This is a genomic window from Corynebacterium sp. HMSC034A01 (assembly GCF_001838175.1).
Taxonomy (GTDB): domain Bacteria; phylum Actinomycetota; class Actinomycetes; order Mycobacteriales; family Mycobacteriaceae; genus Corynebacterium.
In genome coordinates, this window is sequence record NZ_KV835919.1 from 176,246 (window position 1) to 197,835 (window position 21,590).

The window sequence follows — 21,590 nt, forward strand, 5'->3', positions numbered from 1 at the left end:
CCGCTACTGCCAGGGCAACTCAATGCCGAGGCGCGGCGCCAGCGCCACCACGCAGATGCCCACGACCGCCAGTGCGGCCAGCACACCCAGCACCACCGCGACGGTGTTGGTTTCGGTGGTGGTGTACTGCGCCAGCGTCGGGCGCTGCGCGTTGACCTGCGCCAACTCGGTTTCGGCTTCGGCGACGTAGGCCTCGGCCTCGTCGAGGGTCATCTGCTCGGCGGTGGAAAGCTCGTACGCGTCCTCGACACTTTGCTCGGCCTGGGCGAGGCGCTCCTGCGCGTCCGCAACCGCCGCCACCAGCGCGTCTTGGTCCGCGGCCTCCGCCCACGCGAGCTCGGCCTCTGCGGCATCCTTCGCATCCGCGGCCTCAGCCTCGGCGCGCGCGAGCTCATCCCGCTCGCCTTCTAGGCGCTGCTGCCTATCGACGGCACTCCGCAACCGCCTCTCAGCGTCCTCCAGCACGCCCACGGCTTGCGCCAACGCGTCCTGCGCGGCGGAGTCCCGCTGCTCCGCAGCGGCGAGGTCCGTCTGCGCGACGGAAAGGCCGGCCTCCGCGATGGAAAACTCGGCGGCGTAATCGTGCGAGACCGCCACGCCGAGCCTGCTGGTCATGCGGGCCGGGATGGCGCGGATCTCGTCGCGCTTGAGTCCGTCGTAGCTCGGGTTCGCGCGCTTGCGGTCGCCCAGGTCCACTGTGAGATCGGGGGTGCGCAGCGCCTCGCGCGCGCCGGTGGAGACGTAGTACGGCACCCCACTCGCGTTGGCTTTCTGGGAGCCTTCGTCCGGGCCGAACGTGTGGGAGGTTGTCGGGTAGGACAGCTTGTAGAACTGCATGGTGGCAAACGCCTGGCCGTTAGGAGCGACCCGCACGCCGACGCCGATACCAGTCTGACTCGAGTCCAGCATGCCTTCGTTGTGCCCTGACGTGGAGTTGCGCCACTGGGTGAACAGCGCCTCGGGAAGCTCTGCCCACTGCGTGCGGTCTGCGGTAGCCGGGGAGACATCTGGCCAGCCGAGCCAGTTGTAGGCGATGTTCTCCCCACTGTGCCCGTAGTCCTCGAACTCGGCGTGGCGGAAGTAGTCGTCGTCGCTGGCGCCGCGCTGCATGTCGGCGGACATCACGCCGCTCCAGTCGCGGGCGTTGTCGTTGAACACGTCGTGGCTGATCAGCGGGTGCATGCCGTGACGCTGGCGGTATTCGTTGGTGATCTCCACGATCGCGTCCGCGACCAGGCGCTCCCAGTCCTCCTGGGTGTAGTCGGCGCCGGCGGCCTCGCGAGCCTGGGCGTCGGCGAGTTTGGCCTGCGCGGAATCCGCGGCCTGCTGCATGTCGGCCTTCTCGTCCGCAGCAGCGGTTGCAGCTTCGTTTGCCACGGCGGCCGTTTCCTCCGCGAAGGTGACGTCCTCGGCGAGGGCGGCGGTGTCTTCCTCCGCCGCGTCGAGCCCCTTTTGCTTTGCGACGAGCTCCCGCTCCGCCTCCTTCAGCACTTCCTCGGCGGCGTCCAGCTCTGCCTTGCGTGTTTCCACATCCGCGCGCGCGAGCGCGGCCTCGGCCTTCTTCAGCGCAGCCCCCGCCTCCTCGACTGCTGCCTCCGCGTTTCGTACGGCGGCGTTCGCGGATTCGCGCTGTGCCTCCGCTGCATTGGCGTCGTGTTCGGCCTGCTTGAGGGAGGCGGATGCGTCGTCGTAACGCTGCTGCCACTTGGCGGTGGCCGCGTCGAAGCCTTGCTGGTCGACGGTGCTGGTAGAGCTCCCCGACGACTGCGCCTCAGCGACGGGGACGTGAACAGTGCTGACGGCGAGCGCGCAGGCGAGCGTGGCGGTTGCGATGCGGGAGCGGGACATGGGGTGATCCTCTCGGGACACAGGCCAAACGGTGACGATTTAAAAATCTAGATCACCAAAACCTGGCAAACAACTAGACATTTGGTGGGGGTGGCGCAGATCCTCCCGATCAACCGGTAAACCGCACAGATGGTGAATCCGCGAAAATTTTTGGATTTTCACCATTAGCCTTTCACCATTTGCGAGATTGGCGGCGCTGGGAACTGCGCTGGCGCCGAGGGCGGCGCTGTCACGGGCGCCAACCGGAGGGGCGTCGATAGGCGAATGCAAAACACCGCCCCCAGCGGCACCACGCGTAACCTAGATCACTATGACTAACGCCCAGCTACCTGAGCAACACAGCGACGAGCATCTCGAGCTCTCGCGCCAAGAGTTCGACCGGGAGAACCTCTCGGACGCCGACATCGAGCAGATCAAGGAGCAGCGCGAGGGCGACGAGCCGGACGGCTCGTTCATGCGCTGGGTGATCACGCTGTTCGGCACCGGCGTGGGCGCGGGCATTCTGTTCCTGCCCATCAACGCAGGCAGCTTCGGGTTTTGGCCGCTGGTGATTGCCACGCTGCTGATCGGCCCGATGGTGTTTTTCTCCCACCGCACCTACGCCCGCATCGTCTCCGCGTCCCCAGTGAAGGGGCTGGACGTGCTGCAGGTGATCACGGCGCTGACTGGCCGCAAGCGCGGATTCGCCTCGGCGCTGGTGTACTGGCTGGGCATCTACCCCACGGTGCTGATCTACGCCATTTCCATCACCAACACGCTGGACAGCTTCATCGTGAACCAGCTGGGCGGGCCGGAGGTGAGCCGCTGGGTGCTGGCCACGGCCTCGGCTGGTCTGATGACGGGCGCGTACGCCTTCGGCAAGAAACTCACCCTGTGGCTGGCCAACGTGCTGGTGTATCCGCTGATCATCGCGCTGGCGGCGGTGTCGTTCTACCTGGTCCCGAGCTGGGACTTCGCCAGCTTCCGCGACTACGAATCCTCCTATTCGGTGTGGCAGGGCCTGCTGCTGATCCTTCCGGTGCTGGTGTTTTCCTTCAGCCACATGGCGGCGCTGAGCCAGTTCGCGCTGGATGTGCAGAAGAAGACAGACGGTGACGTCGCCGCCACAGAGCGCGAAGTGTCCAAGGTGGAAATGGTCACCGCCGCGATGCTGGTCACCTTCACCATGTTCTTCGTGTGGTCGTGCGCGCTGTCCCTGGGTGCGGACGGCATGGACGCCGCGCGCGAGGCGAACGTGCCGGTGCTGTCGTACCTGGCCAATGAGACGCACGCGCCGTTCATGGCGTGGATCAGCCCGATCATCGCCATCTGCGCGATCATCACCTCTTACTTCGGGCACCTGCTCGGCACGGAGGAGGGCACTGGGTACCTGCTGCGCAGTGTGGCGCCGAACTTTGCGGCTCGCTTTTCGACGTCCACGCTTCGCCTCACAGTCAACATCTTCGTGTTTATCACCGCAGTGATTGTCGCCGTGCTGAACCCGTCGATCCTGGACATGATCTCCGTGGTCGGCGGCGTGTTCGTAGCGTTTTTGGTGTACATCATGCCGTCGCTGCTGTTCCACAAGGCCACCGCGTTCAAGCACTATGCTCGCCGCCCGGACACCATCTTTGTGCTGGTGGTCGGCGTGGTGATCATGGGCGTGGCGGTGCGCAACATCTTCGTGGGGTAGGCACCGGTGACGGGCAGGTGAACATTGCGCGAACATTGGCTCCGGACGTTTCGGTTGTTCTCAGTCAGGCGCATAATCTCCCGCGTGAGTATCACTATTCTCCTCGTATTAATCATTGTCGTTGCCTTGTTCTTCGACTTCACAAATGGTTTTCATGACACTGCCAACGCGATGGCCACCTCCATCGCCACCGGCGCGCTCAAGCCAAAAGTGGCTGTGGCGCTTGCCGGTGTACTCAACCTGATCGGTGCGTTCCTCTCCGTCGCCGTGGCGAAGACGGTCGCGGGCGGCATCGTGAAACTCGATCTTTTCGACCTCAACGACACCCTCGACTCCGAACGCCTCCTCCTCGTGGTGTTCGCTGGCCTGGCCGGCGGCATCATGTGGAACCTGTTCACCTGGCTGTTCGGCATCCCGTCGTCTTCCTCGCACGCGCTGTTCGGCGGCCTGATCGGCGCGGCCATCGCCGCCATCGGCTTCGACGGCGTGGTGTGGCAGGGCGTGCTGGACAAGATCATCGTCCCCGCCCTGTTCGCCCCGTTTGTTGCTGGCCTCGTCGCCGCGATCGGCACCTGGCTGGTCTACAAACTCACCGCCAACGCCGAGAAGAACCACCGTGACAACTACTTCCGCTGGGGCCAGATCGGCACCGCCTCCCTGGTGGCGCTGGCGCACGGCACCTCCGACGCGCAGAAGACCATGGGCGTGATTTTCCTGGCCATGGTGGCCGCCGGCCAGTTCGGCTCCGACCACCCCATGCCGTTCTGGATCCAGCTGGCGTGCGCCCTGGCGATTGCCATCGGCACCTACTCCGGCGGCTTCCGCGTCATCCGCACCCTGGGCAAGGGCCTGGTGGAGATCCACCCGCCGCAGGGCATGGCCGCAGAGACCTCCTCTGCCGCGATCATCCTCACCTCCTCGCACTTGGGCATGGCGCTGTCCACCACCCACGTGGCCACCGGCTCCATCCTCGGCTCCGGCCTCACCGGCCCGAAGGGCGAGGTCCGCTGGGGTGTGGCCGGCCGCATGGCTCTGGCTTGGATCACCACCCTGCCCATTGCGGCGCTGGTGTCCTTCATCACCTGGTGGATCGGCCACTGGGCCGCTGAGCTCGGCGGCGACCTCGTGTGGGGCGGCGTCGCCCTGGCGCTGATCATCCTCATCGGCGGCGGCTACATGTTCTGGCAGGCATCGCAGAAGCCGGTGCACAAGGACAACGTCAACGACGACTGGGACGGCGACTCCAACTCGCCGGCGCAGACCACCGGAGGGGCGTCTGAAAGCGAACTGCCCCACCGCGACTCTGGCGAGCCCGCAGACTTCGTGGACACCTCCGTCGGCCTGCGCGTGCCGGGGTCCACCGCAGCCCCCCACGACCACCACCCGCGCGGCTAGCCGGAAAGGACAACCCGCATGCTTGAACTGCTGAAATCGCTTGTTTCCGTTGTCGCCGTCGGCATCCTGCTCGGCGCCGGACTGCCGGCCCTGTACGCCCTGAGCATCCACTTCCTCTCTCCCGCCAGCGACGGCTCCGCTCCGCAAGGCGGCCGCCGCGTGCTGGGGTGGATCTTCCTGGCCATCGTGTTCGTTGCCGTTATCGCCGCGATCCTGCTCATCGCCCGCGAGCGCATCGAGTACTTCACCGGATGGGACCCGTACCCCTTCCTCTAGCCCGCTCCTGATTTCTACCGGGCCCTGGCGAGTGCCAGGGCCCTTTTTCGTGGACGCGCGCCAATCGTTGGTGTTGACAAACTATTTGCGCGAGCCTAAAGTTACCGCGACATGAACGGAAGGTTAACAACCTCCCCCTGGTAACGAAAGGAGGTGAGCCATGAAGGGCTTCATCAACAACGTCCGCGCATGGTTCCGCGACGAGGAGCGTGGCATCGCGTCTCTGACGGATCTCTCACCGCTGGCCGTGCTCCCGCACGTCGACGCGCGTTCCTAAAGCAGCGTCGCGACAACCCGGGCCGATCCCCTTTTGCGGGGCGGGCCCGGGTTTTTCGCGCCCGGAAAGATATCGAAAGATATCGGAACAATTCTCTAGCCAGGGAAAACGTTCAAAGCGGGCCGTTTTCACTGCGCTATATCTTTCCTATATCTTTCGGAACCGAAAAACGGGACCAAAAAGAATTCCTTGGGGAAATGTACAATCAACGGCATGGTTACGGAATCTGCCTGGGATGATCTTGCCCCGCACGTCCGCGACGCTCTCGAGGCGATCCATGGTGGGGCGACGGCAGACTCGCAGGAGTCGCTCATCCTGGAGTTCAAAGAAGATCCTGCTGTTAGGGAGGGCGAAGCGGGGGCGAAGGCGAAGCTCGTCGAGAAGCTGTTGAATGAAGCCATCTGCATGGCTAACAGTGAAGCTGCGACGGGCCACATTGTTGTGGGGGTCGCGGACAAGGTTGCGGGCGAGGCCGCGTTCACCGGCACTCAGATGGACGAAGAGAAGCTCGCCCAGAAGATCTTCAACGGCACGAAGCCGAACATGAATGTGCAGATCGCGCCCGTTCATGCGTGGGGAGCGAGACTTCTAGTGATCCATGTGCCTGAGGCGCGGGCGCTGTACACCCGCAAAGACGGCGCTGCGAAACGACGCACGGCAGATGCCCAGTTTTCCTGCCAGCCGATGTCTGAGGAAATGCGCCGCTCGATCGACGAGGCCCGGCGCAATCCTGACTATTCGAACGGCCCCGCAGACGTTTCCGTAGACGATCTGCCGTTGGCAGTGGTTGAAGAGGCGCGGAGGATGCTCCGCGAGCACAGGAGGGCGCGCGGCTCTGAGGCCGCGGTCCCGCAAACAACGACGGGACTGTTGCGCGAACTCGGCCTAGTGCGCGATGACGGCCAGCTCAAGCGCGCGGCTGAAATCCTCTTTGCCGAACCCGAGCCGACACACGTTGTAGTCCGGCACCTGTGGCGCAGTATCCCGGGAGAAGACCCGAAGGCCACGCTGATTTCGGACCCAGTTTTGCTGGCGTTGCCCCGCCTGCGCCGCCTGATTGCGGAAAACGGGGACAGAGAGATCGAACGGGTGCAGTTCGACGACGGTGAAGAGATCGCCATCAGCCGCTTCCCTGAACAGGCTGTGGATGAGGTGGTGTCCAACGCGTTCATTCACCGCGATTGGCGGCTGCCCGGCCCGGTTGTAGTTGAGCAGACCTACCGCACGCTGAAGATCACCTCGCCAGGTCCCCTGCCGCCGGGAGTGATGGTGGACAAATTGTTGACTACCACATCGGTTCCGCGGAACAACCGGCTCATGGCGGCGATGCGCACGCTCGGTCTGGCGGAGGAAAGCTCCCGCGGATTCGACCGTATGTGGGCCACGATGATCCGCACTGGCCGAAACGTCCCGGAGGTTTTTGCCACCGAGTCCCATGTCCAGGTGGTCCTGGCCGCGCAGCAGCCCGACACGACCTTTATCAAGGGGCTCAGGAAACTGTCGGAACGCTACGGCGAAGCGGTTATTGGCAGCGTCGCAACGCTGATCGTGCTTTGGCACCTCAATTCCGCGCCTCTGATCACTGCGGCAACTGCAGCCCACAAAACGCAGCTCACTGCCCTCGAGGTGGAAGAGCTCATGGGCGTGCTCGTCGAGCTTGGACTACTCGATTCAGTAGCGGACGCCAGCGAGTGGACGCTCAGCGGCGAAGCGCGCAAGCTGCTCGGGCGCGAGCGGGCAGGCGACCTGGCGACGGTGAGCATCCAGGAGTGGATAGAAGCAAAGCTTGTCGACGGCGAATCGCTCCGGTCCGCCGATATCGCAGACCAAACCGGCGTCAGCGTCGCCGAGGCGGGGCGGATTCTCCGCCACCTGCGCAGCCTTGGTCGCGCACAGATTGACCCTGAAGGTCCCCCGCGTGGGCGCGGCACCCGCTGGATCCGGGCGTGAAAGATATAGAAAGATATCGGAACAATTCGCTGACCAGGTGAAACAGTAAAAACCGGCACGCTATATCTTTTCTATATCTTTCGTGGTCGAAAAATGGGCCCAAAAAGAATTCCCTGGGAAAATGGCGAAAAAACGGCGGCCGGGGCGGTGCTAAACGTCGAGAAGCATAAGTTTCACCTGAATTTCACCGCAGCGAAACCTGAGGGCGCTACGTTTTGGACTGCAAACCACCTCTGAAACGAAGGACCGCCATGCGCAAGCACGTCGCCGCAATTACCGCCCTTGCCCTGCTCACTCCAGTTCCTGTCGCAAACGCGGAGGACCTGGCCTCCCGCTTCACCCTCGGCGTCATGCCGGACACGCAGTTCTACTCCCGCTACGGCACCGAGGCCGCCGGCGACATCTTCGGCGACCGCTACGGCACCAACCCGTTTGATGTGCAGACCAAGTTCCTGGCGGAAAACCACAAGAAGCTGGGCACGCAGTTTGTCACTCACCTGGGCGACGTGGTGGACGAGCCGGAAGACCGCGCCAGCTGGGACATCGCGGACCGCGCAATGAAGGCGCTCGAGGACGCCGGGGTGAACTACTCCGTGCTGCCGGGTAACCACGACCTGACCATGTTCGACGGCACCTCCGCTTTCACCGAGTACTTCCCGGAGGAGCGCGCGAAGAAGAACTCCACGTTCATGGGCCGCACCGCCTCCACGGAGATCCACAACGGCGGCGACGGCTACGCCTTCCCGGGCCAGAGCGTGGACTCGGAGTACCACATCTTCGAGGCCGAGGGGCAGAAGTACCTGGTGCTCGCACTCGGTTTCCGCGCCAACGACGAGACGCTGGAGTGGGCGCAAAAGGTCATCGATAAGCACCCGGAGCTGCCCGTGATCCTCACCGCCCACGAGATCTCCGGCATTAACGGCGACGGCTCCACCTACTTCACCAAAGAGTACGGCGAGCACCTCTGGGACACGCTGATCCGCAAGAACGACCAGATCTTCCTCACTATCGCCGGCCACCACCATGGCGCGGGTTACCACGTGGAGAAGAACGACGCTGGCCACGACGTGATCAACATTCTGCAGGACTACCAGATGGCCTACCTGGGCGGCAACGGCCTGATGGGCCAGCTGCAGTTTGACCTAACCAACAACCAGCTGGAGATGCTCGCGTACTCGCCGTGGGTGAAGTCCAAGAAGTACGAGCAGCTCACCTCCTTCGACCACCTGATCATGGAAGGCGAGGGCGATTCCTACACCATCGACCTGGACTTCGCGGAGCGCTTCAAGGGGTTCGCGCCGGGCTTCACCGCCGGCGACGCCAACGACCCGGACTACAACGAGACGCTGAAGCAGACCATCACGGACGGCTACAAGGCCTACGAGGTCACCGAGAAGGACAAGCCGAAGGACGAGCAGGACTACGCGTACGTGGACGGCACCGTCGTGCACTGGCGCCCCGGCCAGACAAAGGTAGAGGGCACTTTGCTTGACGACGGCGAAGCCGCCCCCGCCGGCGCCGTCATCCCCGACGTCGCAAACGGCGACGACATGACCCGCGCACGCCACCGCATCGCCGCCGGCGCAGACGCGGTGACCTTCTCCGACGACAAGCACCCGCTTTCCGCGGACCGCGGCTCCCTGCGCTGGAAGGACCCGAAGTTCAAGCACTCCACCGCCTGGTTCGAAACCGCCACCGGCGCCGACATCAACTCGGAGGAGTTTGAAAACGGCTACACCATGGAGGCCTTCCTCAAGCTCGACGAGGACTGGAACGCCGACAACAACAAGTGGTCCAACGCCCTGATCCGCGACGCCTCCGGCACCATCACCCACCCGGAAGACGAGGACGGCGACCCGATCCAGATGCTCGGCGTGTCCAGCCTGCGCGAGCTGCGCTGGTACTCCTACGGCGAAAACGGCGAGGGCTTTTCCAACTGGACCCACGAGGTGCCCAAGGGCAAGTGGATGCACATCGCCGTGGTCAACGACCCGGCCGACAAGTCCGTGACCATGTACGTCGACGGTTCCCCGATCCTGCGCGACGGCTACGGCCCGCTGGGCATGGGCGGCAACGGCGACAAGTGGCTTTTGGGCACCTCCGCCTGGGACAACGACAAGGTCGACGGCTGGTTCGGCAACATCGGCGAGATCCGCATGGTAGACCACCCGATCGGCCCGGACCAGTGGCTGACCGCCCGCGGTAAAGCCCCGGCGCCGACGACTGCTCCTTCTTCCGCTGCGCCTTCTGCGCCGGCTGCTCCGGTGACCACCACCGTGGCGATCCCGACAACCGTCACCAGCACCGTATCTGGCACGCCGACCACCGCGACCACGACCGTGGCGGTTCCGACCACCGTCACCGCTGAGCCGCAGCCCGCCGACGACAGCTCCTCCAACGACGGCTCCTCCAACGTCGGCAGCAGCGTCGGCGCCTTCGCCGGCGGCGTGCTGGTAGGCGTGCTCGGCCTCCTCGTCGCGGTTCTTGCCGGCGCGGGCGGCACGCTCCAGTGGATTCTGGACCAGCTGCGCCCGTTCCTGCCTCAGATGTAGGTTCGCGGCCTAGACCTCGCTGGTTGCGGCGAAGAACGCCTCCGCGAACGTCGCTGGATCAGCAAGGTCAATGCCGCACAGCTCCTGGATCCGTGCAATGCGGGAGCGGGCGGTGTGCCGGTGGATGCCTAAGGCTTCTGCGGTCTGGGCCAGTTGCCCGCCGTGCTGCAAGAACACGGTCAGAGTTCGGGCGTAGTCGGTGTGGCGCTCGGCATCCTCTGTCTCAAGCACGCCGAATAGTTCCTTGCGTTGTGCTCGCAGAGCCTCCGCCACCGCGGGTTCGGTCAGCCAGCTCGCGCGCGAAGAACCGGGAAGCGCGCTGTCGCCGAGTGCGAGCACCCCGCACCGCGATTTCAGAGCTCGGATGTGGGCTGCATCGAGGTCCGCAGCAGGCAGCGGACGGCTGACGGCCACGCGCACACGTTCGGCGGTCGGGCCGAGCGCGGCGAGAAGCTCGGCACCATCTTGGTCTGGGTGGACCAGCACCACCATGCTCAACGGGTCGAGTGGTGCCGCGTAGAGAAAATGCCCTTGCGCGTCGGCCGCAGTATCTAGTGCGTTGCGCGCCTGTTCGAGTGCACGCGTTCTATCGGCAGTGATGACAGCGGGGCGGGTCAGCCCGGAGTCGTCGATAGGCGTGTCAAAGCCCCGGGGCAGCAGCGTGGACCCGTCGCCGAGTCCGAAGCGTGCCGAAAGCGCGAAAGCGTTGAGCTCGTTGCGTGCCGCGCGCAGCTCCGCGGGGCGTGCCAGCAGCATGTCTGCCAGACCAGCGCAGTGGCGCAGCAGCGCGGCAGGGGGACGCTGCGCCGAGGCAACCTCCAGCGAGTACGGGCGCTTCGGCCCCGACACCAGGCGGTGCGTTGAGCTGCGCAGGCGCGCGCCCTCGTCCACGGCGCGTGTGTACCCGGCGGACTCGGCGGCTGCGACCGGCGCCGCGCCGGGCCCGTTGATGCGCACGCTGGCATCCAGCAGCTCAGCAGCCGTGCTGACCAGCATGTCCAACGAGCCTGGGATGGCGGAGCGGGTGAGGCGTTCCTGGTCGTCGATGAGCCGCTGCTGCTCAAGTTGGGCGCGGCGGCGCTGCTCCTGGTGTATCGCCGTCAGGATCGAAATGAACGGAATGTGGCGCGGCACCTCGAACAGTCCGATGCCGCGCCGCCGGGCCGTGGTGACCACCTGCTCGGGGATGGTGGTAAACGTCAGGCCGGTGCCGAAGCCGATCGCCACGGCCCCGGCGTCCGCCAGGTGGTCGATGTAGCGCCCCAGGTCCGATTGGTTGTCCTTGAAGGCGATGCCCACGGTGAGCACAAGCGAATCGGGTTGGATGAACTCGGTGGCGTCCTCGAGTTCGTTCGTCTGCGCAAGCGCGAAGCCGCTGGTAGAGGGGGCGACAACTTGGCGCAATGCCAGCTCTGGTTTGTGCGTGAGCCAGGTGAAGGTCAGATCCATTGGGCTCCATTCCGTACATCACGTCGATGCAATATCGCCACACTGTACATGGCGCCGGTCACACCGAGTCCCCATACTGTGCTGCAACACGTTGAAACGATGGTTGCAAGGAGACAAGGAGCACAGCATGCAGGATCTGAAGTACCACCTCCCCCAAGAACGCCGCGTGAGCACCGACGGGATGGGGCCAAAGAGCAAGGATTTGGACGCTCGCCGCCAGAGTGCTGTGGCGCGCGCCCTCTCCCCCGGGCTGCCTGGCTACGTGGTCGAAGGTGACGGCGGAGTGCTCGTGGACGCGGACGGTAACTCGTTCATCGATTTTGCATCCGGCATCGCCGTGACCTCCGTCGGCGCGTCCAACGAGAAGGTTGCGGCGGCGGTTGCGGAAGCGGCGGCGAAGTTCACTCACACCTCGTTCATGGTCTCGCCGTACGAGTCCTACGTCGCCGTGTGCGAGAAGCTCAACGAACTCACCCCGGGCGATTTTGCCAAGAAGTCCTTCCTGCTCAACTCCGGCGCGGAGGCCGTGGAAAACGCAGTGAAGGTGGCGCGCTCCTACACCGGCAAGCCAGCGGTGGTGGTGTTCGACCGCGGTTACCACGGCCGCACCAACCTCACCATGGCCATGACCGCGAAGAACAAGCCGTACAAGACCAAGTTCGGGCCGTTCGCCTCCGACGTCCACCGGGTGCCGGGTTCCTACCCGCTTCACGACGGCCTGACCGGCAAAGAAGCCGCCGACCGCGCAATCAAAGCCATCGAGCAGGAGGTCGGCGCAGAAAACCTCGCCTGCGTGGTCATCGAACCGATCCAGGGCGAGGGCGGCTTCATCGTCCCCGCCGAAGGGTTCCTGCCGGCGATCGCGCAGTGGTGCCGCGACAACGACGTTGTCTTCGTCGCCGACGAGATCCAGGCCGGGTTCGCCCGCACCGGCGAATGGTTCTCCGTCAATCACGAGGGCGTGGTGCCGGACGTGATCACCACTGCCAAGGGCATCGCGGGCGGCCTGCCGCTGTCCGGTGTGACAGGCCGCGCTGAGATCATCGACGCCCCCATTCCCGGCGCGCTCGGCGGCACCTACGGCGGCAACCCCGTCGCCTGCGCCGCAGCGCTGGCCGCCATCGAGGAGATGGAGGCCAACGACCTGCCGGGCCGCGCCCGTGAGATTGAACAGCTCGTGCGCACCCATCTGGAACCCCTGGTGGAGCTCGACGGTGTGCGGGAGCTGCGCGGCCGGGGCGCAATGATCGCGCTGGAGCTTGAAGACGGCGCAGCGACCGCAGACGTCGCCGCCGCGTGCAAGAACCAGGGCGTGCTGATTCTCACCTGCGGCATGGACGGCAACGTGATCAGGCTGCTGCCCTCGCTGGTGATCCCAGAGAACCTGCTTGTGGAGGGGCTGGAGATCCTCGCAGGCGCGATCAAGGAGCGTGTGGCGTAAATGGCGAAGCAGTTCGACGTTCTCAACCCCGCCACCGAGGAAGTCATCGCCCAGGTGCCGGACACCGGCAAGGACGAGTGGCTCGCCGCCCTCGGTCGTGCTGTTGAAGCGCAGCGGGCGTGGGCGGAGTTCTCGCCGCGAGGACGCGCTGAGGTGTTGCGCGCCGTGTACGAGAAGATCTCCGCGCGCACCGATGAGTTCGCGCGCACCATGACCGAGGAGATGGGCAAACCGCTGGCGGAAGCCAGAGGCGAGGTCGCCTACGGTGCCGAGTACTTCCGCTGGTTCGCGGAGGAGGCGGTGCGCATCCCCGGGCGCGTCGGCCGAGCACCCGCAGGAAACGGCGACATCGCGGTCACCCGCGCCCCTGTCGGCCCGGTGCTGGCGATTACGCCCTGGAACTTCCCGCTGGCCATGGCCACCCGCAAGATCGCCCCGGCGATGGCGGCTGGTTGCCCGGTGCTGGTCAAACCCGCAACCGAGACACCGCTGACGATGCTGCTGGTGGCAGACATCATCACGGAGGCACTCAGAGAGGCGGGCGGCCCGCAGGATCTGGTGCAGATCCTCACCACCACCGACTCCGCTGGCTTGTCGGAAACGCTGATGGCGGACCCGCGCCTGCGCAAGATCACGTTCACCGGCTCCACCGCTGTGGGCAAGATCCTGGTCAAACAGTCTGCGCACAACCTGCTGCGCACCTCGATGGAGCTCGGCGGCAACGCGCCGTTTGTGGTCTGCGAGGACGCGGACCTGGATCTCGTTGTGGAGTGCGCCATGCAGGCGAAGATGCGCAACGGCGGCGAGGCCTGCATCGCTGCGAACCGCTTTATCGTCCACGAGTCTCTGGCCGGGGAGTTCACCGAGCGCCTCACCCAGCGCATGTCGGAGGTGACTATGGGCAACGGCCTCGACGACGGCGTCACGCTCGGCCCGATGATCACCGCGAAGCAGCGCGACGGGATAGCGGAGCTCGTCGATAAGGCGGTTGCGGCCGGAGCCACCGTCACCACCGGCGGCGAGGTCCCCGAAGGCAAGGGCTATTTCTACCCGGCCACCGTCCTCATCGACGTCCCTGCGGACGCCCCCATCCTGCGCCAAGAGATCTTCGGTCCGGTGGCCACCGTGACCACCTTCGCCGACCTCGCAGAAGGCATCGCCGCCGCCAACGACACCGAGTTCGGGCTGGCGGCGTATGGATTCAGCGAGAACGTGCATACCTGCCGCCGTCTCGCCGAAGAGCTCAAGGCCGGCATGGTGGGCATCAACCGCGGCGCCATCTCGGACGCCGCGGCCCCCTTCGGTGGTATCAAGCAATCCGGCTTCGGCCGGGAGGGCGGCGCCGAAGGCATCGACGAGTATCTCGACGTGAAGTACCTGGCGCTGTAACCAGAAAGGAATCACAACCATGTCCCAATACGCAGTAACCAACCCGGCTACCGGCGAAGTCGTGGAGACCTTCACTGGCGCTACTGATCAGCAGGTCCAGGACGCGATCGCAGCGAGCGCCGCCGCTTTTGCCGGCTGGTCCGCGCAACCGTACAGCTACCGTGCGGAGCGCTTGAAAACGCTCGCGGAGCTTCTCCGCGGCAACAGCCGCGAGCTCGCAGAAGTGTCGTGCACAGAGATGGGCAAGCCGTTGCAGGAGATGGTGGCGGAGATCGAGTTTTCCGCCGATATCATCGACTATTACGCAGACAACGGCGAGAAATTCGCGGCGGAACAGCAGCTACCAACCGAAGGCGGCACAGCGGTGATGCGCCGCTTGCCCCTCGGACCCTTGCTAGGCATCATGCCGTGGAACTTTCCTTACTACCAGGTCGCACGCTTTGTGGGCCCGAACCTGATGTTGGGCAACACCATCGTGCTCAAGCACGCGGAGATCTGCCCGCGCAGCGCACTGCGATTCGAGGAACTCACGCGCGAGGCCGGGATCCCCGACGGCGTGTACGTCAACGTCTTTGCCTCGCATGAACAGGTCTCGGACATTATCGCGGATAGGCGTATCCAGGGGATTTCTCTTACTGGCTCCGGGCGTGCCGGCGCGGCCGTCGCGGCTCAAGCCGGCGAGCAGCTGAAGAAAGTCGTGCTGGAACTTGGCGGCACAGACCCCTACATCTTGCTGGATACGGACGATGTGGCCGCGGCGGCGAAGCTGGCCTTCACCACCCGAATGATCAACACCGGCCAAGCGTGCAATTCCAACAAGCGCATGATTGTGATGGAGCATATTTACGACGAGTTCGTGGCTGAGCTGGTAGAGCTGGCAAAGGCGATGCGGCCGACGACCTGGGACAAGGTGGAAGAGGGCACGTATTGCCCGCTGTCGTCGCGAGGCGCGGCAGAGGGGCTGCGCCAGCAGCTCGACGAGGCCGTTGCCGCCGGCGCCAACCTGCGGGTCGGCGGAGAGCTCAGCGAGACCGGCGCGTACGTCTCCCCCGCTGTAATCACGGACATCCCCCGGGGGTCTGAGCCCTTCTACGCGGAATTCTTCGGCCCCGTCGCCGAGGTGTACAAGGTCTCCTCGGACGAGGAAGCCGTCGCCCTTGCAAACGACTCCCTATACGGGCTCGGTGGTGCGGTGTTCTCCACGGACGAGGACCGGGCAAAGGCCGTCGCAGACCGTCTGGAGGTTGGGATGGCCAACGTGAACACACCGGCCGGTATGGGGGCTGAGCTCCCCTTCGGCGGCGTGAAGCAATCGGGTTACGGCCGGGAACTCGGACCCGAGGGCATGGACGAGTTTGTGAACAAGCAGCTCTACTACGTGGCCGAGTAGACGGCGATGCTGGGTGAGTGTGCATTTGCATACGCTCCTGACATAGCCGTTGACGTTTCGCACGGGATCTCCGCAACCACATTTTTGGCTGCGGCGTCTCAAATACGCTCGGGGAAACGCTCCCGAGGAGGCATAACCGATTGAGAAAGGTGGCACCCGCATGGTCCATGTCGGCAAGGAAATCGTGAACGCACTGGAGACGCAGGGCGTCGAGCGCACGTTCATCGTCCCTGGGGAAAGCTTCCTCCCGGTGCTGGACGGGCTGCACGATTCTTCCATCGACACAGTGGTGTGCAGGCAGGAAGGCGGCGCCGCCTACATGGCGGAAGCCCAGGGCAAGGCGACGGGCAAGCCCGGCGTTGCCATGGTCACCCGCGGCCCGGGTGCGTCCAACGCTTTCGTGGCCATTCATGCGGCATGGCAGGACTGCACCCCGATGGTGCTGTTTGTCGGACTGATCCCGTTTTCGGACCGGGACCGCGAGTCCTTCCAGGAGTTTGACCCCAAGGCGTGGTTTGGGACGCAGGCCAAGCAGGTGTTCGTTTTGGACGACCCGTCTTCCGCATCCCGCGTCGTGGCCGACGCGTTCTTCCAGGCTTCAACCGGCCGCCCCGGACCGGTAGTGGTCGGTCTGCCGGAAGATGTGCTCTACGAGGAGTTCGAAGGCACTGTGTATCCACCCCGCCCGGTGTCGCGGGGAGGGGTGTCGCAGGGGCAACGGGACGCCGTCGAAAAGCAGCTTGCTTCCGCGAAACGGCCGCTGATCTACGCAGGTGGCCCCGGGTGGGACCAGGAGACCTCGCGCAAACTCGCCGAGTTCGCGGACGCCCACAACATTCCGGTGGTGCACGACTGGCGCGCAACGGACCGCATCGCGTTTTCTGCTGCTGCCAACGCCGGTTGGCTGGGCTACGGCCGCGACGAGAACGTCGCGCGCCTGTTGGACGACGCCGATGTGTTGGTGCAGGTAGGCGCGGCGCTTACCGACGTCCCGACGGACGGTTACACCCTGCGCCAAAGCCCGGACGCGGTGAACATCATCGCACTGATGGACACAGCGCTGCGCGGCCACTCCGGCGCAGTGACCGAACACATCGTGGCCTCGCCAGCGGAGTTCGTGGACGCGCTGGCCACATTGGACGTGCCGGTGGCGGACGGGCAGCGCTACGCCGCCGCGCACCAGGCGCACCTCGACTTTGCCGCGATCAGCCAGCCGGATACCTGGCGTAAAGCACCTGAAGGCACCGCCCACCTGGAGGAGGTGTTCCGGCAGCTTCAGGAACAGGTTGGCAACGACGGGATCTACACCTTCGGCGCCGGCGACCACTGCATCTGGGCCCAGCGTTTCCTGCGCACCGAGCAGTTCCCCTCCCAGCTGGGCATGCGCAACGGCTCCATGGGGTACTCGGTGCCTGCGGCGGTTGCCGCCGCGCTGGAGTTCCCGGAACGCACCGTTGTCACGATCGCCGGCGACGGCGAATACCTGATGAACGGCCAGGAGTTCGCTACCGCAGTGCAGGAGGGCACCGCGTTCCTGGCGGTGACGGTGACCAACGGCCAATACTCCACTATCCGCGGGCACCAGGAGAAGTACTTCCCGGGCAGGGTGAGCGGAACCCAGATGGTCAATCCGGATTTTGCGGAGGTGGCGAAAGCGTTCGGCGGCCATGGCGAGCTGGTCACTGCAGACGACCAGGCCGCCGGCGCCATCGAGCGGGCTCTGCGGAAGGTGCGCGAGGAGCGCGTGCCCGCCATCGTCAATGTGATTGTGGCGCAGGAGCTGGGGCTGCCGGAATAACGCCCTTCCACGGCAGCGAGGCCAGCGCGAGCGCCGCCTGCGACGGGACGGTGACGTCCAGGCCGGTGTGCGCCTTGAAGGACTGCAGGCGGTTGACCACCGTGTTCCGGTGGCAGTGCAGCAGCGCTGCCACATCTTTGGTGGATCCACTTTTCAGGTACGCCTCCACGGTATCCACCACATCCGGCGCACTCTTGCGCAGCTCCACCACCCCGGCGTGCGCCGCGTGAAGCTGCACAGGAAGCAACGGGCGGATCTGCTGCGCTGCCAACGCCCAGGCCACGTCCTGTACAGGGATGAGGCGGCCAGGGTTTTCCGCGGCGTCGAACATGCTCACGCTCGCACGCACAGCGGCTCGCACCGCCGCCAAGTTGGGGAGCTGGTTGAACGTCACCGCACCGAGATGGTCTGTGTGATCCCGGATGAAATCCTGGGCTTGTGTGCTGGCGGGAAAGAAGGCCGCGTACAGGCCGTGGTATCCGTGGCCGAAGATTTCCCCGCGGGCGGCGAGAGGCTCCAGCACGGTTTGGGCCGGGGCCCACTCGCTGGGGTGGAACACCACGAGGTCGATGGCGGTGCCCTCCGCAATCCCCAGTGCCCTGGAGATGGCGCCCATGGCCTGCTCCCCCAAGTGCTCGGCGGAAAAGAGCCGCTCAATGTGGCGGGCGTGGGCGAAACGGGCGTCGTGCCGCGCCCGCGCCTGCTCGGCCGCATACGCGCCGCGGATGTGCACTGTGTAGCGCGACACCAACCTCTGAATGTCCGCCACGTGCTCCACCAGCACAGGCAGCTGCTGCGGGGACACCGTTGCGCGGAAGTGGTCCCACAGCACGGTGAAGTCGATCTGGATGGCATCTACCAGCGCGGACAGGCGCACGCCCTGGTGCGCCCGCTTGGTGCCCAACTGGCGGGCGTGCGCTGCGAGTGAGTCTTCATCCATCCCGTACTCGAGCTGCACCAGGAAAAGCCCCAGGATGCTGGTGGCTGTCGAGCGGAGCTCGGCGTCGTCCACGATGTCCTCGCGGTAGTAGCCCAAGTCGTGGAACTGCTCGAGGAACGCAGCGACGAGCTCGGGTAAGTCCTCACGAACTTGCTGGACAATATCGTTCCAGCTGTCCGTCGAATCAGTGTGCATGTGCACAACGTTACAAGCGCGGGTTATGAGATGTGCCAGAAGTCGGCAAAGAGGTGCCGATCACGGCAGTTGCCCAATAGTGTCAGGGGACACAATTCGGAGCTGCACGGAGGAGGCGGGCTTATGAACGCAACCACCATCATCAACGCGCGCGCAAAAACTATGGACGGGGCGGGCGGCACCGCGACGTCGATACGCATCGGCTTCGGCCGCATCCTGGAGGTGGACAGCGAGCCAGCGCCCGGTGACACGGTGATCGATGCCCGCGGCCGCACCATCATCCCGGGGTTCAACGACGCCCACGCGCACAGCGTGTGGTTCGGCCAGACACTGCGCGAAATCAACCTCGGTGGCGCGCGCACGCGTGCCGACGTCCTACAGGCGCTGCGGGAAGAACGCCCCGGGGAATGGGTCGTCGCCAGCGGATTCAACCCGAACCTGCTCACAGACGGCCCACTGCCCATCGCCGACCTCGATCACGCAACAGCGGGAAAACCGCTGTTGATCAAGCACAACTCCGGGCACGCCTACACCGTCAACAGCGAGGCGCTGCGCCGGGCCGGAATCGACCCGGCGAACCCGCCGCACATAGAGGGCGGCGAAGTGGTCGTGGACGACACCGGCAACGCCACTGGGTTGCTGGACGAAAACGCTATGCGCCCGATCAACGATGTGCTGCAGCCGGAAAGCGAGCACAACATCACCGACGCGCTTGATCGCGCCGGGCGGCACTACCTCAGCGAAGGCATCACGTCGGTGACGGACGCCGGCGTCGCCGGTGGCTGGATCGGGCACAGCCCCCAGGAGTTCGGCTTCTACCAGCGGGCGCGCGAGACAGGAAAGCTCCACGTGCGCACGCAGGCGATGATCACTCTCGACGCGCTGCACGGCATCGACGGCCACGAGGACGACCCGGAGGTGCACGGGCTCGACGCCGGCATCCGCACCGGTCTCGGCGACGACCTGCTGCAGATCGGGCCGGTGAAAATCTTCACCGACGGCTCCCTGCTGGGAAAGACAGCGGCGATGACGGAGGACTACGCCTGCTGCTGCCACGCCGGATATTTTCAAGGCGACACCGACACGATGCGTTCGCGTGCGCTCGCGGCAGCTGCCGGCGGGTGGTCGCTAGCGCTGCACGCAATCGGCGATAGAGCGGTGGATTTTGCGCTGGACGTGATCAGCGAAGCCGTCGATAAGCATGGGCCCCGCACAATCCCGCACCGCATCGAGCACGGCGGTGTGGTGCGAAACGACCAGATTGAGCGCATGGCCAAGGCCGGAGTCGTGCTCGTGCCGCAGCCGCGGTTCATCGCGGAGTTCGGAGACGCGATGGCGGAAGCCATCGGCGCCGAACGCGCGGCGCTGTCGTACCCGGGAAAGCGGCTGCTCGAGCGCGGCGTGGTGCTGCCGGGCAGCTCCGACAGGCCAGTGGCCACGGGCACCCCGCTCGCCGTGGTGCAAAGCTTCGTCGAACGCACCACCGCCTCCGGAAAAAGTTACGGGCCGCAAGACCGGATCACCGCCGACGAGGCGCTGTACGCCTACACCGCGGGATCCGCCGCAGCGACAGGCTGGGCCGGGAAGAAAGGGCAGATAGCTCCTGGTCAGCTTGCGGATCTTGTGGTCCTGGGAGCCGATCCGGCCGAAGTGCCGGCCAGCCAGATCGGCGACATCCCCGTCGAGGCCACGGTGCTTGGCGGGCAACTCGTCCACGGCAGCTTCTAGCCACTTTCTAGGAAGGACTTGAACACAATGCAGACCACTCAGCCAACAGATGAGCGGTTCCTCTCGGATTTCGCGGCGATGAGCGAGAACGGCGCAACCCCCGGCGGCGGCGTGGAGCGCCAGGCCGCAAGCGAGGGCGACGTGAAAAACCGCGCCTGGTTCACCGGTGTGCTCGAGGGTTTCGGCGCGGACGTCGGCTTCGACGAGATTGGCAACCAGTATGGCCTGTTTGAACTGGCACCGGGCGCCCCTTACGTCGCTGTCGGCTCGCACCTGGATTCGCAGCCACTCGCAGGACGCTTCGACGGCGCGTACGGCGTGCTCGCCGGTGCCCACGCCGCCGCGCGCGTGGCCGCGAAAGCGAAACGCGGCGAGCTGACACCCCGGTTCAACCTCGCGGTGGTGAATTGGTTCAACGAGGAAGGCTCCCGCTTCGCCCCGTCGATGATGGGCAGCTCAGTCTTCACCGGCTCCCTCGACCTCGCGGTGGCGCGTGAAGCCACAGACCTGCAGGGAGTGACAGCGGGCGAGGCCATTGATGCGGCGAAGTGGGCACCGCTCATCGACGCCCCAAGGGTGGCCACCTACGCCGAAATCCACGTTGAACAGGGCCGGGAGCTCGAAGATAACGGCAACCAGATCGGCCTGGTTACCGCCACCTGGGGCGCAAGCAAGTTCGTCGCCACAGTCCGCGGCGAGCAGGGCCACACTGGATCCACCATGATGCGGGACCGCCGCGACGCCCTGTTCGGCGCCTCGCTGGTGATTGCCGGCGTGCGCCGCCTGACGGAAGAGTTTAAGGAAGGGCAGCTGCAGGCGTCGGTCTCGCAGCTCACGTTGGAGCCCAACTCGCCGGTGACCATCGCGCGCGAGGTCCGCTTCAACGTCGACCTGCGCTCCCCTTCAGCGGAGGTGCTGGAGAAGGCGCGGGCGCGTGTGGACGAGATTGTCGCCGCAGCCTCCGACGAGGCAAAGGTCGACGTCGACCTTGAGCTCACACACGAATGGGCGCTCAACCCCTACCCCGAGGCCGGCGTGGAGCTGGCGCGCACGTGCGCAACGGAGCTCGGCTTGTCCCACCAAGAGATCTTCACGGTGGCTGGCCATGACTCGACGAACATGAAGGAGCACTACCCCACCGTCATGCTGTTCATCCCCAGCGTCGACGGCATTTCCCACAACGAGGCCGAGTACACCACGGACGAAGACTGCCTGACCGGACTGGCACTGCTTACCCGGGTGGTTGAAGAGCTCGCGGTAGGCAAGCTCGCACCCGATGAACGCTGAGCC

General features: G+C 65.3%; 14 protein-coding genes. 11 read left to right on the forward strand and 3 right to left on the reverse strand.

Annotated features, from left to right (window positions below; all coding sequences use genetic code 11):
• Window positions 1–3: 3 nt before the first annotated feature.
• The gene (locus HMPREF2791_RS00985; RefSeq protein WP_070843858.1) at window positions 4–1,848 is read right to left on the reverse strand and encodes a CAP domain-containing protein; all 1,845 of its coding nucleotides are present in this window, start codon (window positions 1,846–1,848) and stop codon (window positions 4–6) included.
• A gap of 310 nt (window positions 1,849–2,158) precedes the next feature.
• On the opposite strand from HMPREF2791_RS00985, the gene HMPREF2791_RS00990 reads away from it, so the two are divergent.
• From HMPREF2791_RS00990 to HMPREF2791_RS01010, 5 genes are all read left to right on the forward strand, one after another.
• Complete coding sequence (locus HMPREF2791_RS00990; protein WP_070843859.1) at window positions 2,159–3,520, forward strand: amino acid permease; 1,362 nt, start codon at window positions 2,159–2,161, stop codon at window positions 3,518–3,520.
• Between the two features lie 84 nt (window positions 3,521–3,604).
• Window positions 3,605–4,915: an inorganic phosphate transporter gene (locus HMPREF2791_RS00995; RefSeq protein WP_070843860.1), complete on the forward strand. Its 1,311-nt coding sequence runs from the start codon at window positions 3,605–3,607 to the stop codon at window positions 4,913–4,915.
• An 18-nt stretch (window positions 4,916–4,933) separates the two neighbouring features.
• Window positions 4,934–5,191 carry a hypothetical protein gene (locus HMPREF2791_RS01000; RefSeq protein WP_070843861.1) on the forward strand — a complete coding sequence of 86 codons (258 nt, stop codon included), beginning with the start codon at window positions 4,934–4,936 and terminating at the stop codon, window positions 5,189–5,191.
• A gap of 490 nt (window positions 5,192–5,681) precedes the next feature.
• Window positions 5,682–7,418 carry an RNA-binding domain-containing protein gene (locus HMPREF2791_RS01005; RefSeq protein ID WP_070843862.1) on the forward strand — a complete coding sequence of 579 codons (1,737 nt, stop codon included), beginning with the start codon at window positions 5,682–5,684 and terminating at the stop codon, window positions 7,416–7,418.
• A gap of 251 nt (window positions 7,419–7,669) precedes the next feature.
• Entirely contained in the window at window positions 7,670–9,970 is a 2,301-nt protein-coding gene (locus HMPREF2791_RS01010; protein WP_070843863.1) for a LamG-like jellyroll fold domain-containing protein, read from the forward strand.
• 9 nt (window positions 9,971–9,979) lie between these two features.
• Here HMPREF2791_RS01010 and HMPREF2791_RS01015 read toward each other — a convergent pair whose 3' ends face one another.
• Window positions 9,980–11,419 (reverse strand): PucR family transcriptional regulator, encoded by a 1,440-nt coding sequence (locus HMPREF2791_RS01015; protein WP_070843864.1) that lies wholly within the window; start codon window positions 11,417–11,419, stop codon window positions 9,980–9,982.
• A gap of 127 nt (window positions 11,420–11,546) precedes the next feature.
• Between HMPREF2791_RS01015 and gabT the strand changes: the two genes are divergently transcribed.
• The 4 genes from gabT to HMPREF2791_RS01035 all read left to right on the forward strand — a co-directional run bounded on the left by gabT (window position 11,547) and on the right by HMPREF2791_RS01035 (window position 17,437).
• The gene (gene gabT / locus HMPREF2791_RS01020) at window positions 11,547–12,860 is read left to right on the forward strand and encodes a 4-aminobutyrate--2-oxoglutarate transaminase (RefSeq protein WP_070843865.1); all 1,314 of its coding nucleotides are present in this window, start codon (window positions 11,547–11,549) and stop codon (window positions 12,858–12,860) included.
• Entirely contained in the window at window positions 12,861–14,249 is a 1,389-nt protein-coding gene (locus HMPREF2791_RS01025; RefSeq protein ID WP_070843866.1) for an NAD-dependent succinate-semialdehyde dehydrogenase, read from the forward strand.
• 19 nt (window positions 14,250–14,268) lie between these two features.
• A complete protein-coding gene (locus tag HMPREF2791_RS01030) occupies window positions 14,269–15,639 on the forward strand; it encodes an aldehyde dehydrogenase family protein (RefSeq protein WP_070472323.1) in 1,371 nt (456 codons plus the stop codon).
• A 160-nt stretch (window positions 15,640–15,799) separates the two neighbouring features.
• Window positions 15,800–17,437, forward strand: a complete 1,638-nt coding sequence (locus HMPREF2791_RS01035; RefSeq protein WP_070843867.1) for a thiamine pyrophosphate-dependent enzyme — start codon at window positions 15,800–15,802, stop codon at window positions 17,435–17,437.
• Here the strand turns inward: HMPREF2791_RS01035 and HMPREF2791_RS01040 are convergent.
• Window positions 17,397–18,572, reverse strand: a complete 1,176-nt coding sequence (locus HMPREF2791_RS01040) for a helix-turn-helix domain-containing protein (protein ID WP_070843868.1) — start codon at window positions 18,570–18,572, stop codon at window positions 17,397–17,399. The genes HMPREF2791_RS01035 and HMPREF2791_RS01040 overlap by 41 nt on opposite strands.
• Before the next feature lie 123 nt (window positions 18,573–18,695).
• Between HMPREF2791_RS01040 and HMPREF2791_RS01045 the strand changes: the two genes are divergently transcribed.
• On the forward strand, window positions 18,696–20,300 hold the full coding sequence (locus HMPREF2791_RS01045) for an amidohydrolase (protein WP_070843869.1): 1,605 nt from the start codon (window positions 18,696–18,698) through the stop codon (window positions 20,298–20,300).
• A 27-nt stretch (window positions 20,301–20,327) separates the two neighbouring features.
• Window positions 20,328–21,587 carry a M20 family metallo-hydrolase gene (locus HMPREF2791_RS01050; RefSeq protein ID WP_070843870.1) on the forward strand — a complete coding sequence of 420 codons (1,260 nt, stop codon included), beginning with the start codon at window positions 20,328–20,330 and terminating at the stop codon, window positions 21,585–21,587.
• The last annotated feature ends 3 nt before the right edge of the window (window positions 21,588–21,590 follow it).